We start from the raw sequence: 15,319 nt of genomic DNA, 5'->3' as shown, positions 1-15,319 counted from the left end.
CGCGGGCGCGCGGGCCGGTGGCGGTCACGGCCGGGACTCCTCGTCGCGCAGCGAACTCTCGCTGTGCCCGATCCAGTCGAGGAACGGCCGGTCGGAGAGCCACTTGTTGTCGGGCCGCAGCAGCCCCACCTCCCGCAGGTCGTTGCGCTGGGCCCGGGCCGGGTCCACCGGTATCCCGCCGGGGTCGGCGAGCAGTGCCGCCCGCCCGGCCGGACCGATCTCCTGCCAGCGGGCCCGGAAGTGGTGGTCCCACTCCATGATGAGCCGCTGCTCCACCAGATCGGCGAGAGCCCCGTCGTCGCTGAGCGGGCGGACCTCGTTGGCCTGCGCCGCGCGGACCACCGCGTCGCCGACGACCTGGAGGTAGAACGGCCAGGTGCCGACCAGGTCGAGGACGGCCTGCCCGGTCCGGTCGGGCGCGATGTTCACCCCCAGGTTCTCCGCCGTGCCGGTGAGGAACTTCAGGGCCGACTGATCGTCCAGCGGGCCCAGGACCCGCGCGTTCACGTCGTTGCCGAAGCTCGAACCGGGCGCGGTCAGCGCCCAGCGCACCACCCGGTGCCAGTCCTTCTCGGTGCCCGTGTAGACGAACCAGGCCCCGGCCTGCCCCAGATCGCGCAGCCACGAGACCACGCCCGGGTCGTAGTTGACGAGCCGCCCGATCTCGTCGAGCAGGAACGCCATCCGGTCGGAGCCCGAGCGCCTGCCCACCTTGTTGATCAGCCGCTGCGCCGCGCCCGGCCCGTGCAGCCGCCGGTCCAGGAGGTGGGCCAGCGCGTCCGGGGTGTCGACCTGCCCGCTGGACGGCAGCACCATGATCGGCTGGACGGCGGTCGCACCGTCCGCGCGCAGCCGCCGCCACAACTCCTCCAGGACCCACGTCTTGCCCGCCCTGCGCGGCCCGAGCAGCGCGACCGAGGCGCCGGTGGCGTGCCGGTCCCGGAGCCAGGCCAGCTCCGCCTCCCGCCCCACCGGGCGGCCCTTCCCCGTCCCCACGTGGAACTGGTCGGCCACCAGCGGCAGGTCCTCGATCCGGAACGGGCGCTGACTGCCCTGCACCTCCGTGTCACGGCCGCGCGCCTCGGCCGCGTACCGGGCGAGGGCATCGGTCTGCCCCTGCCGCGTCGTCGGCCCCGGCAGCGTCGCGATCTGCAGCAGCCGCCCGCTCTCGGCGCTCAACGCCCGCCCGGCGGGCTGCACTTCGGGGATCCGGCGCCGGGTCAGCCCCACACTGGCGTACCAGTCGGGGTCCGGCAGGCGCAGCACCAGGAGCCGCTCGGTCAGCGAGACGAGCCGCCGCGTGCTCAGGATCTGGGCGCCGCCCGCGAGGACCGTGCAGACCCCGACCTGCGGCCCGCCGCGCAGCACCGCGTACAGATCGTCGACGGCTCCGCCGCCGTCGGTGGAGCCCATGCTGGTCAGGAACTCCTCCCAGCCGTCGAGGAGGACGAGGAGGTAGTGCATCCGGCGCGGCCCCGCCACGGACTGCCGCTGCGCGCCGATGTCCGCGAAACCGCCGTGCGAGAGCAGCTCCTGGCGCCTGCGTACGGTGGCGGTGAGCATGCCCAGCAGGCGCACCATGTGATCGGGCCGGCCCAGGTGCACGACGGCACCGCAGTGCGGGAGTTCGGTCAGCGCCTGCAACGCGCCGTCGCCGCAGTCGATGCCGTACACGTGGATGTCCGCGGTGCTGTGCTGGCGGGCCACCGCCGCGGCGAGCGTGCGCAGGAACTGCGAGCGGCCCGTACGGGGCGCGCCCACGATCCGGAGGTTGCCGTCCCGCGCGAGATCGAGGATGGCCGGGCGCTGGGTCTGCTCCTCGGGCGCGTCCTCGAGGCCGAACGCGAGGGGCGCGAGGCCCCGGCCGCGTAACGGCGGCCGGATGTCGGTGAGCGGCAGGACCTCCTTGAGCGGCGGCGGCAGGGGCGTCGGCGGCGCCGCCACGGCGAGCAGTTCGGTGGCCTGGCACACGGCGTCGACCAGCAGCGCGAGATCCGTCGTGCCGACCGAGTCCGGCTCGTCCCGCACGGTGAGCGGGGTCCGCGGCTGGGATCCGTACGGCACGATCTCGTGCACGCCGACCGTCTCCCGCCCCGCGGGCCGGTACAGGCCGCCGACGCGGGCGGTCTGGACGACGAGCGGGTCGGAGGTGCCGGTCCTGATGAGGGCGAGGCCGGGTGAGGACTTGGTGAGCCGGGCGGCGTCCGGCGCGTCGATGACGTCGTGGCTCTCGCCCGCGTCCATCAGCCGCAGGGCGATCCGCAGATTGGTCAGGGCGCGGATCTCCGGGCTGACCACGCCCGCGGGGCGCTGGGTGGCGCAGACGAGGTGCACACCGAAGGAGCGGCCGCGCCGCGCGATGTCGACGAGCCCGGAGAGGAAGTCGGGTTCCTCGGCGGCGAGCGAGGCGAACTCGTCCATGACGATGACGAGCCGGGGCAGCGGCGGCAGCAAGCGGTCGAGGTCCTGCGGCTCCCGGTCGCGCAGCTCCGCGTACTCGGCGATGTCCTTGACGTGCGCTTCGAGCAGCCGCCGCTCCCGGCGGCGCAGTTCGGCGCCGAGTCCTTCGAGGACGCGGTCGCCGAGGCCGGGCCCCACGTCGTTGACGACGGCCACGGTGTGCGGCAGCCGCACCAGGTCCCGGAAGGCCGAGCCGCCCTTGTGGTCGACGAGCATGAACGTCATCTCGTCCGGCCTGTTCGCCACGGCGAGCGAGGCGATCCAGGTGCACAGGAACTCCGTCTTGCCGGACCCGGTGGTCCCGGCGACCAGGGCGTGCGGCCCGTCCCTGTGCAGGTCGAGGGCGACCGGTGTGGGCGTGGAGCGGCCGATGAGCGCCTCGGTGGCGCGCGGGGACGCCTCCCAGCGGGCGGCGATCTCCTGCGCGTCGGGAGCGCCGAGTCCGAGCAGGTCAAGGAGGCGGTGCGGCTGCGGGCGCAGATCGTCGGCGGCGGCGTCCCGCAGCGGCGCGACGGCCCGGGCCATCCGGTCGAGCCAGTCGTCGGACACCGTGTCGGCGATCCCCGTGAGGACGGCCTCCCCGCCCGTGGCGAGGGTGAACGCGGTGAGGCTCGGAGCCCCCGCCACGGCCCTCGGCGGGATCTGTTCGACCTCGACGACCGCCCGGCACTCCTGGGGCAGCGACCGGCCGTCCGGGGCCAGACAGATGACGAACACCCCGGCGGCGGGCCCCTCGCGCAGCAGGAGCGACACGCCGGGCAGCGAGGTGAGGGGGCGGGCGCCGTCCAGCACGAGCACCAGATTGCGGCGGGTCCCGTCCGCGTACGGCACCGGCCCGCGCTGCCGCTCGCGCAACGTCGTGAGGGCCTCGGAGACCTGACGGTGGTGGCCGGTGCTGTCACAGCTGATGCGGGGCTGGCTCTCCCCGTCGTACGAGCGCAGGCCGGGCAGCCACCGGGCGAACCGCCAGTCGGCGGCGCCGGAGGACGTCGTCAGGATCCGCACCCCGACATCGGCGGGGCTGTGCTCCAGCGCCACCTGCGCGACCAGCCAGGCGGCGAGACGCCGGGTCACCGGGGTGGAACCGGCGATGCCGAGGATGCCGGCGGTCGGCAGGTCGAGCGGTACGGGCACCGAGTACGCCCCCACGCTGGTGACCCCGAGACGCAGGCGCAGATGGTCGCCGTCCGTGACCCGGCGCTCCCAGAGCCGGGCCGTGTGGCCGTAGGACCCGGCCAGGATGTCGTTCGGCCCCGGGACCAGGTACTCCGTGTAGGCCTGGTGCTGTTCGCGGGCCCGCTTCGCCGACCGGCGCATCCGGAACCGGCCGGACGCGCCCCGGGAGACGGCCCGTTCGATCTCGGCGGGCAGTTCGTGCGGCAGCACCCGGGGCGGCTTGCGGAACATCAGGGTGCCCTCGCTCCCCGGTGCCAGCAGCTCCTGCGGCAGATCCGTGAAGTCCGGGCCGGCCGCGTCCGGCGGCGCCGGGGACCGGTTGAGCCACACCGTGCAGCCGTCCCGCAGCGCCGACTCGTCGAGCGAGGCGTCGAGCGCGACCTCGACGCCGCCGCCCCCGTCACGCAGGCACAGGGACGTCACCTCCCCGACCCCGCAGAAGCCGCCCAGCGCCCCCGCCACGGCCCACATCGGCGTGTCCCCGGCCGCCGTCACCACCACGTCCCGGTCCACGCCCTCCGGTGCGACCACCGTGAAGATGCGCCCCATGCCCCTCGCCCCCGTCCGAACTCAAGTCCCCGCGGGCGGCCCCGGCGCGGGGCCGGGCGCCGTCGTCTGTTGCCGTAACTGCTGCTCGCTCGCCGCGAACTCGGTCAGCCAGTGCGCGGTCTCGCCCTCGACCTCGCTGTGCACGGCCGCCACCAGCGCGGTGACCAGATCCATCCGCAGCTCAAGTTCCGGTGCCGTGATCCCCTCCGCCGCGGCGCCGGCGCGCAGCTCCTCGCGCGACCAGGCGAGCCGGAACTCGCTCAGCTTCGTGCGCAGGGCCTGCGCCGCCGCCATGTCCCGCATCCACGCGGCGGACAGCCCGAAGAAGTGGTCGAACCCCTTGCACCCGGCGGCCAGGGCCAGCAGGACGTACCCCAGGGCCTGCGGCGGGCCCCCGTCCAGCGAACCCGCCAGGGGGACGGCCGTCCCCGCTATGGCCAGCAGGATCGTCAGGCCGCGGATGAACCGGGAGCCGAGCCGCTTGCGCCGCCGGTCGCTCAGGTACCAGTCGACGGCGTCCTCGGCCTCCTGCTCGGCCCAGGCGCGGATCGCCGTGAGCGCGTCGCGCCGCGCCTGCGGCGATCCGCCCGCGACCGCAGGGAAGGGCCGGCTGCGCAGATCTCCCGGCGGACGCGCACGACCGTCACCCACTGTGTCACCGCTGATCCCCCGACGCAGCATCAACACCACCAGAACATAGGCGAGTTCACTCACTGTGAGCGTAACCGGTCGGGGTGCCCCCTGTCCCGGCTCCGTCACTCACGCCATCTGTCGCCGCACCAACTCGTGCAACCGGCCGCCCGTGTCCGCGAGCAGCTCGGCGGGGGCTCCCTGCTGGACGACGCGCCCGGCCGACATGACGACGACCCGGTCCGCGTCGAGGACCGTGGACAGGCGGTGCGCGATCACGACGCGGGTCGCGCGCAGGGCCCGCGTGCTGTCGATCACGATGCGCTGGGTCTCGTTGTCGAGCGCGCTCGTCGCCTCGTCGAAGAAGAGGATGCGCGGACGGCGGATCAGCGCCTGGGCGATCATGAGGCGTTGGCGCTGCCCGCCGGAGATCGCGCCACCGCCCGAGATCATCGTGTGCAGCCCCATCGGCATCCGTCCGATGTCCTCGGCGAGGCCCGCCATCTTTGCCGCCGCCATCGCCTCCTCCTGGGTGAACGACTCCGCGCCGCAGATGCAGTCGAGGATCGATCCGGTCAGCGGCTGCGCGTTCTGCAGGACGACGCCGCACTGGCGCCGCACCGCCCCCTGGTCGAGCGCCGACAGGTCCTGGCCGTCGTACAGGACGCTGCCGGACGTCGGCCCGTCGAAGCCGATGAGCAGCCGCAGCAGGGTCGACTTGCCGCAGCCGCTCTCGCCGACCACGGCGACGAACTCGCCCGGCCGGATCGCGAGCGACACGTCGTCGAGGACGAGCGGACCGTCGTCGGTGTAGCGGAAGGACAGGTTGCGCGCCTCCAGGGCCCCGGTCAGCTCGCCCGGCTGGGTCGCGGAGCCGCGCACCTCGGGCTCCGCGTCGAGCACCGGCTTGATCTGCTCGTACATCGGCAGCACGGCGGCCGCCGAGACGAGGGCGCCCGTCAGCTGTGTCACGGACGTCAGGAGCATCGTCACCGAGGTGTTGAAGGTGAGGAACGCCGCCGCCGACAGGCTGCCCCGCGCGGGCCCCGCGAGCAGCATGAACATCACCAGCGAACAGAGCGGCAGATACACGGCGTTGAGAACCGTCGTCACGTTCTTGATGCGGCCCGCCCGCCGCTGAAGGTCGCGGCTGTGCGCGAACTCCTTCGCCCATGCCGCGTACGCGAAGCTCTCCGCCCCGGCGACCCGCAGCTTCGGCAGACCGCGCAGGGTCTGGTAGGCCCGGTTGTTGAGCTTGTTGCCGAGCTCCACCAGGCGCCGCTGCCACCGCAGTTCCCACAGGCCGAGCGTGAGGAAGACACCCGCCACGACCGCCAGCATGGCGAGCGCCGCCAGGGCCAGCGGCACGCTGTAGAGGAGGAGCATCACCAGGTTCATCGCGCCGATCGTCACCGACTGCACGGCCACGGGCCCGACCCCGGACAGCAGCCTGCGGATCGCGCTGATGCCCATGGCCGCGCTCGCCAGCTCACCGGTGGAACGCGCCGCGAAGAACCGGGTGGGCAGCCGCAACAGCCGGTCCCACACCGCTGGTTGGAGCACGCTCTCCACGCGCCCCTCGACCCGCAGCACGGTCACGTTCTGGAGCAGCATGAAGGCCGCGGACACGATGCTCGTGACCACCACCGCCAAGGAGACCTGGGTGATCAGGCTCGTCTGCGCGCTCGGCACGTACGTACCGAGGACCTGGCCCGTCGCGACGGGCACGAGCGCGCCGAGCCCCACGGTCACCAGCCCCGCGAGCAGCAGCCTGCGGACGTCACGGGCGGCGGCGCGCAGACTGAACCGGGCCAGCCGCCAGGGCGTCAGCCGCCCTTCCGGGAGCGGCCGGTAGAGCATCACGGCGCGCTCCTCGAAGTCCTGCGCCGTGTCCTCGTCGATCCGGCTGCCCCGCGCGGCGGAAGGGTGCACGGCCTCGTACCCGCCGCGCCGCCACAGCAGCGCGACCGGTGCCCCGGACGCGGCCCGGAAGCCGACGAGCGGACCCGTGTCCTGGCGCCACCAGGCCCCGGCGAGCCGGACGGGGCGGGTGCGGATCCGCGAGGCCACCGCGATCTGCTCGACCGGGTCGATCCGGTCACTGACCGCGCCGCCGTGGCCCGGCTCGACCAGCTCGATGCCGGCCGCGTCCGCCACCAGTCTGCAGGCCGCGTACGTCGCGTCGACCCCGCCCTGCGTCCCGCGCGCGCGGCGCCCGCGCGAGCCGATCGAGGCGAGCAGCGCCCGGTCGGCCTGCTCGCGGACGGCCTCGCCCGCGCGGATCCCGGCCGCCGTCCGGTCCTCGTGCGCGCTCTCCAGGCGTTCGATCCACCGGTCGAGTGTGGACAGGAGCCGGTACTGCTGGTTCACCATCCGCTGCCACAGCGCGCCGTCCATCAGCAGATCGGCGGCCGCTTCGGCGGCGTACGCGGACCCGTACTGCACACTGCCCGGCGCGAGTTGGGGCCACAGCACATCGTCGTCGCCGGTGACGTCGTCGTCCGCCGTGTGCCCGGCCCTGTCGGCGAGCGGCGCCTCGAACAGCACCCGCTGGCCGCGCCCGACGCCCAGCGCGAACGCCTCCTCCAGCAAGCTCCACGCCATGTCGTACGAGCCGTCGTGGGCGGGCGGCGTGTACGGCAGCTCGCGGAGCGGGACGCGGCGCAGCGCACAGCCCGTGAGCGGCCGCCCCACCAGGGTGTGCTGGGCGCCCTCGACCGGGCCGAGCAGCAGCGTGCCCGGCTCCAGACGGCCCAGGAAGTGCCAGTGCCCCTGCGCGTGGGCGTCCACGGCGAACAGGTCGAGCGCGCCGTCCACGACGAGCCACAGCACCTGCGGCCCCTCAAGCGGCAGGCTGCGCAGGCCCGCGCAGTCGACCGGGGTGCCGAGTCCGCCGAACGCGGCGACCACCTGGTCCGAGGCGGCGTGCGGAGCGAACTCCGGTTGCGTGTACGTCACTTCAGTGCTCCCTGACCAGATCGGCGTAGGGCCCGCCGGCCGCCAGCAGCTGCTCGTGGCGGCCGCGCTCGACGACCTGTCCGTGGTCGAGGACCACGATCTCGTCGCTGTCGCGCACCGTGCTCAGCCGGTGCGCGATGACCACGCACGCGCAGCCACGTCGCCGGATGTTGTCCATGACGACCCTCTCGGTCTCGGCGTCGAGCGCGCTCGTCACCTCGTCGAGGACGAGGATGCTGGGCCGGCGCACCAACGCCCGCGCGATCTCCAGACGCTGACGCTGCCCGCCGGAGAAGTTGCGGCCGTCCTGCTCGACGCGGCTGTGCAGCCCGCCGGGCCGCCTGGCCACCACGTCGTACAGGCAGGCGTCGCGCAGCGCGTCGGCGACCGCCTCGTCCGGGATCGAGGGGTCCCACAGCGCCACGTTGTCGCGGACGGTGCCCTCGAAGAGGAAGACGTCCTGGTCGACGAAGGAGACGGACGCCGCGAGAGCGCCGCGCGGGATGTCGTCCAGGCGCCGGTCGTCGATCCGGATGACGCCCTCCCAGGGCGCGTACAGGCCGGAGATCAGCCGGGAGACGGTCGACTTGCCGCTGCCGGAACCGCCGACGAGCGCCACCTGCTGCCCGGGGCCGACCGTCAGCGAGAACCCGGACAGGAGCGGCTTGTCGAGCGGGCTGTAGCCGAACGTGATGTGGTCCAGTTCGACGTGCCCCTTCAGCCGCCGCGTGCTCGGCACCGCTTCCGGGCGGGCGTACACCGTGTCGACGGGGAAGTTCTCGACGTCCTTCAGCCGGGCCACGTCGGCGGCGAAGTCCTGGACGCGGCCCGCGACCCCGTTCAGCCGCGTGATCGGCGCCGTGAAGCGGGCCACCAGCGCCTGGAAGGCGACCAGCAGACCCACCGACAGATGCCCCTCCACGGCACGCAGCCCGCCGATCCACAGGATCAGCGCACTGTTCAGCGTCGCCAGCGTCGGCGCGACGATCCCGAGCCACGCGCTCGGCACACCGAGCCGCTGCTGCTCCTCCAGGGTCGTCGCGTGCTGCCCCGCCCACCGCCGGAAGTACCCGTTCTCGCCCCCGGTGGCCTTCATCGTCTCGATCAGCTGAAGCCCCGTGTACGAGGTGTTGGTGAGCCGCGCGGTGTCCGCCCGCAGCTTCTGCGTCCGCGTCGCGCGCAGCCGTACGACGATCCGCATCGCCACCACGTTCAGCAGCGCGATGCCGACGCCGACCATCGTCAGCTGCGGGTCGTAGCTCCACAGCAGCGCCGCGTAGAGCAGCACCACGATGCCGTCGACGCCGGCCGCCGTGAGATCGCGGGCCAGGGTCTCGGCGACCGCGTCGTTGGACTGGAGCCGCTGGACCAGGTCGGCGGGGCTGCGCTGCGCGAAGAACGTCACCGGCAGCCGGAGCAGGTGGCGGAAGAAGCGGGCGCTGCTCAGCGTCGAGGAGATGATGCGCCCGCGCAGCAGATTGGCCTGTTGCAGCCAGGTGAGGACACCGGTGAGGGCCACCATGGCGCCCATCGACGTGAACAGCGCGCCGAGCAGCGAGGTCTGGTCGCCGATGAGGAACAGGTCGATGTACGTCCGGCTGAGCGCGGGCACCGCCGCGCCCACGGCCACCAGCAGCAGGCTCGCGACCAGGGCGGCCAGCATCGTGCCGGTCGTCCCGCGCAGCCGGTCCGGCATGGCCCGCAGCACCCCGGGGCGGCGCCCGCCGGCCCGGAAGCCGTCACCCGGCTCCAGGACCAGCACCACCCCCGTGAAGCTGGTGTCGAAGTCCTCCATGGCGACGAACCTGCGGCCCTTGTCGGGGTCGTTGATGTGCACGCCGCGCCGCCCGAAGCGCCGCCCCATGCCGTCGTAGACGACGTAGTGGTTGAACTCCCAGAAGAGGATCGCGGGGCCCTGCACGTCGGCGAGGGCCGCCGTCTCCATCTGCATGCCCTTGGCGGTCATGCCGTAGCCGCGGGCCGCCTTGAGGAGGTTGCTGGCGCGCGAGCCGTCCCGCGAGACGCCGCACGCGATGCGCAGCTCCTCCAGCGGGACGTGCCGGCCGTGGTGGGCCAGCACCATGCCCAGGGCGGCGGCGCCGCACTCGACGGCCTCCATCTGGAGCACGGTGGGCGTGCGCACCGTCCTGCGGCGCTTGGGCGGCGGGGGAGCGGGCCGGGCCCGGCGGCGGCCGTGCCCGGCGGGCGGCAGGGAAGTGGTGGTCACGGCAGCAGCCAATCGATCGGGCGCTGCTCGGCGAGGTGCACGGCGCCGGAGGCGAGGGTCATGGAGGTGAGGGGGTAGGGCGGCCCGTCCGCCGTCGACCAGGCGTAACCGGACTTCGTGGACGCCGACTTCGTGAGCCGCACGAGGACCGGCACCCGGGCCCCGTCCCGCGTGAACTGCGCGGCCAGCTCGCCGTCGCCGAGGAAGTCGGTGACCTGCCGTCGCGTCTGCGCCCCGCGGCCCACCGCCCGCACCGTGCCGCGCAGCACTCCGTAGCTCTGGGCCGCGGGCACGGTGAGGTCGACCGAGGCGCCCGCGGGCACGTTCGCCGCGCCGGTCACGGGCACGTACAACATGGCGAGCAGCGGATCGCGCGCCGAGGCGGTCCGCTCCAGCGTCGCGACGTCCGCGCCGGTGGTGATGACCGAGCCGAGCCGCGCGACGAGGGCGGTGATCCGGCCCGCGTCGATGGCGCGCACGACCTCGTTGCCCTGCTCCGTACGGACTTTGAGCAGGGGCGCGTGCGCGCCGACGCGCTGACCCTCCTTCACGTACACACCGGTGACCTGGCCGGTGACCGGGGTCTGCAGGACGTAGCTGCCCTGTCCGTAGGTGAGGATGCCGCTCGCCCTGAGTGTGGAGTCCACCGAACCGGTGACGGCCCACACGCAGGAGGCCGCCATGACGACGAGGGTCACGGCGAGGACGAGCACGCCCTGTGGCCGCGCGAGGCGGACCGGCAGCTCGAGTTCCTCCGGTGACTGCAGCTTGCTGAGGGCCTGTTGGCGGAACTGCACGGGGTGTTTCCCTTACGTTGCTCAAGGCCGGGCAGGGCCCGGACGCGCCCGAAGGCCCCGGGACCGGAGTCCCGAGGCCTTGGGGGCCGCCGCCGGTCAGGTCGGCGGTGGTGCGATCCGTTGGGGATCAGGCTCAGAGGCCGGCGACCAGGCCGGTGGCCAGGCCCGTGACGGCGCCGGTGTTGAGGCCGGTCAGGCCCTCGACCGTGCCGGTGACGCCCGCGACGACGCCCGAGACGGGGGCGATCGAGTCGACGGTGCCGGTCACGTTGGAGACGACACCGCCGACGAGGCCGCCGGAGACGTTGTCCAGCTCGGCGTCGGAGATCTCGAGGGTCTGGACCTGGGGGGTGTTGCTCATGAGGAGAGCCGCCCTTCTCAGTGGTAACTGGGTAATTCGAAAAACGCGGAACGCGGCACGGGAATCGGTGGAGCCGAATCCGTGAGGTCCAGCGGTGCGGAGGATCAAAGCACGCCGACGCTTCGCACAGCTAATCGGAAGGTCCCCGGTCAGGGGGGATGTGCGAGGTCAATTGCCGCATGGTGCAGTCTTGTTCACCGGCCGTCGGCAGCTCCTTCACAACCTTCACCATGTGAATTGCGCGAAGGGCGGGACCACTTTCAGCAAAATGGACACTCGCGCATCAATGGGTTTGTTCGTCTGTAGCGTGCAATGGATTTTTGTGGACCCGCGTGACCGCCCTGCGCAATCGCTGTGCAGGTTTCTGGCATCCGACGGCCGCGGCCGTGAGCGCGGCGGGTGACACGAACGCCCACGGCGGCGCTCCCGCGTGCACGGCGACGGCGCACGCGGCCCCGGCGACGACCGCGCAGAGCCGGGCGGCGACCCACCACCGCTCGGCCCCGCGCCCCGAACCGTCCGCGACCCCGGTGACGAGCGTGGTGAGGGTCCCGGTGAAGTAGGTCGTCGGCGCGGCGCCCGGCCCGGCCGCGACCATCGCCGCCGACTGCCCGCCCATCGCCAGGGCGGCGGCCACGAGCAGCACGGTCCGCCACGCGGCGCCGGGCCGCCCGTCGAGGACGCCGGTCACCACGGCGGCCCCCGCGAGCAGCGCGGTCTGCGCGGCGAGAGCGGCCACCACCCGGCCCGGCCACTGCCCGTGCCGCCCGGCCCGGCCGCCGCGGCAGAACAGGGCGGTGCTCGCGGCCCCCACGGCGTACCCGCCGAGCGCGTACAAGGGGGCGGTCGCGTCCGCCGCGAAACCGTGCCCCGCCGAGATCCCGAGCAGCACCAGGTTCCCGGTCATCACACCGGCGAACACGGTGCCCAGCATCGTGAAGGCGAGGGCGTCCACGGCGCCGGAGGCCCCGGCGAGCAGCAACAACGAGATCTGGGTGCGACTGTTCATAACGCCCGACGGTAGGCGGCCCGCCACCCCCGGGCCGGGGCGGACGCGCCCGGTCCGGCGAAGGAAGGGAGACGGTCGGCGGTGCTTCCCCTAGGGGTGATCCACGGCTGCCTCCCTCCACTCCGCACCCCTCTCCACCGTCTGACCCGGTTGTCCGGACGACATGAACTGTTCATGTCCTAGCGGGAATTGGTCCTCTCGGCGTGTTCGTTGTTCCCGTCATGACAGTGGGAGTGACACTCGACACGACCGGCACCAACCTCCTCATCGACGACGCCGTGCGCCAGGGGAGGGAGGCCCGCGCGTCCGGCCTCACCTCCCTGTGGTTCGGGCAGACCCTCGGCTTCGACTCGCCGACGGTCGCCGCGCTCGTCGGCAGCGCCGTCCCCGACATCCACCTGGGCACCTCCGCGATCCCCGTCTTCGGCCGCCATCCGCTGCTCGTGGCGAGCCAGGCCCAGACGGCCCAGTCGGCCACTGGCGGGCGCTACCACCTCGGACTCGCGCTCGGCACGAAACTGCTCACCGAGGGCGCGCTCGGTCTTCCCTTCGAGCGCCCTGTCGCCTGGCTCCGCGAATTCCTCACCGCGATCCGGCAGTTGCTGGAGACCGGGGAGGCCGACTTCGAGGGCGAGCTGATCACCGCGAGGACCCCGCTGCCCGCCCGCGTGCCCGGCGCCGAACCGCCCGTGCCGCTGCTCGTCGCCGCGATGGGCCCCCAGGCGCTGCGCGTCAGCGGCCGTCTCGCCGACGGGATCCTGCCGTATCTCGCGGGCCCGCGCGCCCTGGAGGAGCACATCGTCCCCGAGGTCACCCGGGCCGCCGCGGAGGCGGGCCGGCCGGCGCCGCGCATCGTCGCGTTCGTGCCCGGCGTCGTCACCCGGGACGCGGAGGCGCTGCGCACGAGGGTCCACGAACAGTTCTCGTTCTACGCGCAGATCCCGTCCTACGCCCGCGTCGTCGAGCTGTCGGGCCACCGGCACCCGTCCGAACTGGCCGTCCTCGGCGACGAGAAGAACCTCGCGGACGCCGTGCGCCGCTACCGGGACGCGGGCGCCACCGACGTCGTCGTCAGCGGCACCGAGCTCGACGGCGACGACGCCCGGCTGCGCACGTGGGAGGTGCTGGGCGAACTGGCCTGACCTCGACGGTCGGGACCCCGGAGGGCGCGAGCTGTCATTACCCTGTGTGGTGGCAGCGGGGCGACTTTCCGCTGTCGAAGCGCTTCGACGGACTTCTGGACAGGTGCGAGTCGGCCCCATAGGGTCGATCCGTCGAACGTACCAAGGCAGTCCGTCCCCGTCGAAGCGCTTCGCGTCGGCGCCCCCCTCGTCACGGCTCAGGAGAACGACATGGTCACGCTCGCAGAGGTCGCCCGGCACGCCGGAGTCTCCGCCAGCACCGTGAGCTACGTCCTCAGCGGGAAACGGTCCATCTCCGCCGCCACCCGCGAGCGCGTCGAGAGCAGCGTCCGCCAGCTCGGCTACCACCCGAACGCCGGCGCACGAGCCCTGGCCAGCAGCAAGTCGAACATCATCGCGCTGATGGTGCCGCTGCGCACCGACATGTACGTGCCCGTGATGATGGAGATCGCGATGGCCGTCGCCACCGCCGCCCGCACCCACGGCTACGACATCCTCCTGCTCACCGGCGAGGAGGGCGCCCAGGCGGTGCGCCGCATAGAGGGCAGCGCGCTGGCCGACGCCATGATCCTGATGGACGTCGAGCTGGACGACGAGCGGCTGCCGCTGCTGCGCACCGCGAGCCGGCCTGCCGCCCTGATCGGGCTGCCCGACGACACCACCGGACTCACCTGCGTGGACCTCGACTTCACCGCCGCGGGCGCCCTGTGCGCCCAGCACCTCGCCGACCTCGGACACCGCGAGATCGCCGTCATCGGGGAGGCCGCCGCGGTCTACGAGCGGCGCACCGGATTCGCCGAGCGCACCCTGACGGGCCTGCGGGAGCGCAGCGCCGAGCTGGGCCTGAAGCTGCTGCACCGCCCCTGCGAAGGCTCGTACGCCGCGGTCTCGGCAACGTTGTCGAGGATCTTCGACGAGCGCCCCGGCACCACCGCCTTCGTCGTGCAGAACGAGGCCGCCACCGACCCGCTGCTCGCCCTGCTGCGCCAGTCGGGCCGTGCCGTGCCCGAGGACGTGTCGGTCGTCGCCGTCTGCCCCGAGCAGGTCGCCGCGCACGCCTCGGTGCCGCTCACCTCGGTCGCGGTGCCCGCGCAGGAGCTGGGGCGACGCGCCGTCGAGCAGGTCATCGCGCAGGTCGAGGGGCGCGGATCGGGCGGCGAAGTCGTCCTCCTCGCCCCGGAGTTGACCGTGCGCGAGAGCGCGGCCCAGGCCCCCGACGGGGTCTGAACCGCGCGCCTCGCTCCTCCCGGGTCAGCTGCTGGAGACCTTGAAGCTGTTCGTCGTGAAGTTCAGCCCGCCCGCCGACGAGGTGATCTCGTAGCCGAACTGGACGTCACCGATCGTCTCGTTGCCCCACCAGCCCTTGGTGTCCTTGATCCACTTCAGGATCGGCAGGACGTTCACCGTGCCGGACGCCGAGTCCGAGGTGCGCAGGAACGAGAAGACCTCGTTGGCGCCGTTGTTCCCCTTGTAGACGGTCCAGGTGTGACCGCCGAGCGTGACATTGCCCTGCGAGGTGCCCAGCGGGCCGACCGCCCCGTTGTAGTTGACCCAGAGCATGACCTCGTAGTCGTAGTCGCTGTCCCATATGTCGTACGACGTGTTGTACGCGCCGGACGACGGCACCGTCACGTTGTAGCTGCTGGTGAGCGAGGTCAGTGAGCCGATCGGCTTGTTCACGACCTTCTTGGCGTTCGGGTAGGACTTGATGCCGCCCGTGTTCGGGTGGTTGGCCGAAACACCCCAGTTCGACGAGGAGTTGGCCCAGATCGACTGGGAGCCCGCGCCCGAACCCCAGATGTTGTTGTAGAGCGTGTAGCCGTCCGAGGTGGTGTAGTTGCCCCACTGGTCGGACGACGACCAGATCGCCGCCTGTGCGGGGGCGGCGGCGAGGGCGATCGCGGCCGAGGCCGCCAGCGCGGCGCCGAGCAGGGTGCGGCGTCGTACGAAGGTGCTTGCCGTGGGTGCCATGGGGTCCCTTTCCATGGTCGGTGGGGGTCATCGTGGGGG

The 15,319-nt window shown here is 73.0% G+C and carries 10 protein-coding genes; 2 read left to right on the top strand and 8 right to left on the bottom strand.

Features of this window, described 5'->3' with window-relative positions:
• Positions 1 to 24: 24 nt before the first annotated feature.
• The 7 genes from ACZ45E_RS23010 to ACZ45E_RS22980 form a co-directional block, all read right to left on the bottom strand.
• Positions 25 to 4,185, bottom strand: coding sequence for an FtsK/SpoIIIE domain-containing protein (locus ACZ45E_RS23010; protein ID WP_468223307.1), 4,161 nt, complete (start codon positions 4,183 to 4,185; stop codon positions 25 to 27).
• 21 nt (positions 4,186 to 4,206) lie between these two features.
• Positions 4,207 to 4,899 (bottom strand): SLATT domain-containing protein, encoded by a 693-nt coding sequence (locus ACZ45E_RS23005; protein WP_468223305.1) that lies wholly within the window; start codon positions 4,897 to 4,899, stop codon positions 4,207 to 4,209.
• Between the two features lie 45 nt (positions 4,900 to 4,944).
• Positions 4,945 to 7,773, bottom strand: a complete 2,829-nt coding sequence (locus tag ACZ45E_RS23000; protein ID WP_468223304.1) for an NHLP bacteriocin export ABC transporter permease/ATPase subunit — start codon at positions 7,771 to 7,773, stop codon at positions 4,945 to 4,947.
• Position 7,774: 1 nt separating this feature from the next.
• Positions 7,775 to 10,000: an NHLP family bacteriocin export ABC transporter peptidase/permease/ATPase subunit gene (locus tag ACZ45E_RS22995; protein ID WP_468223301.1), complete on the bottom strand. Its 2,226-nt coding sequence runs from the start codon at positions 9,998 to 10,000 to the stop codon at positions 7,775 to 7,777.
• Positions 9,997 to 10,797, bottom strand: coding sequence for a hypothetical protein (locus ACZ45E_RS22990; RefSeq protein ID WP_468223299.1), 801 nt, complete (start codon positions 10,795 to 10,797; stop codon positions 9,997 to 9,999). The genes ACZ45E_RS22995 and ACZ45E_RS22990 overlap by 4 nt, the downstream gene beginning before the upstream one ends.
• Before the next feature lie 133 nt (positions 10,798 to 10,930).
• On the bottom strand, positions 10,931 to 11,158 hold the full coding sequence (locus tag ACZ45E_RS22985; protein WP_468223298.1) for a type A2 lantipeptide: 228 nt from the start codon (positions 11,156 to 11,158) through the stop codon (positions 10,931 to 10,933).
• 283 nt (positions 11,159 to 11,441) lie between these two features.
• A complete protein-coding gene (locus tag ACZ45E_RS22980; RefSeq protein WP_468223296.1) occupies positions 11,442 to 12,167 on the bottom strand; it encodes a YoaK family protein in 726 nt (241 codons plus the stop codon).
• Positions 12,168 to 12,388: 221 nt separating this feature from the next.
• Between ACZ45E_RS22980 and ACZ45E_RS22975 the strand changes: the two genes are divergently transcribed.
• Together ACZ45E_RS22975 and ACZ45E_RS22970 are read left to right on the top strand one after the other, a co-directional pair.
• Positions 12,389 to 13,309 carry an LLM class F420-dependent oxidoreductase gene (locus ACZ45E_RS22975; protein ID WP_468223294.1) on the top strand — a complete coding sequence of 307 codons (921 nt, stop codon included), beginning with the start codon at positions 12,389 to 12,391 and terminating at the stop codon, positions 13,307 to 13,309.
• Between the two features lie 210 nt (positions 13,310 to 13,519).
• Entirely contained in the window at positions 13,520 to 14,536 is a 1,017-nt protein-coding gene (locus ACZ45E_RS22970; RefSeq protein ID WP_468223291.1) for a LacI family DNA-binding transcriptional regulator, read from the top strand.
• A gap of 24 nt (positions 14,537 to 14,560) precedes the next feature.
• Here ACZ45E_RS22970 and ACZ45E_RS22965 read toward each other — a convergent pair whose 3' ends face one another.
• Positions 14,561 to 15,280, bottom strand: a complete 720-nt coding sequence (locus ACZ45E_RS22965) for a GH12 family glycosyl hydrolase domain-containing protein (protein ID WP_468223290.1) — start codon at positions 15,278 to 15,280, stop codon at positions 14,561 to 14,563.
• Positions 15,281 to 15,319: the final 39 nt, after the last annotated feature.

The organism is Streptomyces sp. NPDC030991, from assembly GCF_055571235.1.
This window is presented reverse-complemented; position numbering and strand designations above follow the sequence as displayed.

Bases quoted from the DNA above. Each gene is read 5' to 3' on its own strand.
- ACZ45E_RS23010 (WP_468223307.1), bottom strand. From the start codon at position 4,185: ATGGGGCGCATCTTCACGGTGGTCGCACCGGAGGGCGTGGACCGGGAC.
- ACZ45E_RS22985 (WP_468223298.1), bottom strand. From the start codon at position 11,158: ATGAGCAACACCCCCCAGGTCCAGACCCTCGAGATCTCCGACGCCGAG.
- ACZ45E_RS22980 (WP_468223296.1), bottom strand. From the start codon at position 12,167: ATGAACAGTCGCACCCAGATCTCGTTGTTGCTGCTCGCCGGGGCCTCC.
- ACZ45E_RS22975 (WP_468223294.1), top strand. From the start codon at position 12,389: ATGACAGTGGGAGTGACACTCGACACGACCGGCACCAACCTCCTCATC.
- ACZ45E_RS22970 (WP_468223291.1), top strand. From the start codon at position 13,520: ATGGTCACGCTCGCAGAGGTCGCCCGGCACGCCGGAGTCTCCGCCAGC.
- ACZ45E_RS22965 (WP_468223290.1), bottom strand. From the start codon at position 15,280: ATGGCACCCACGGCAAGCACCTTCGTACGACGCCGCACCCTGCTCGGC.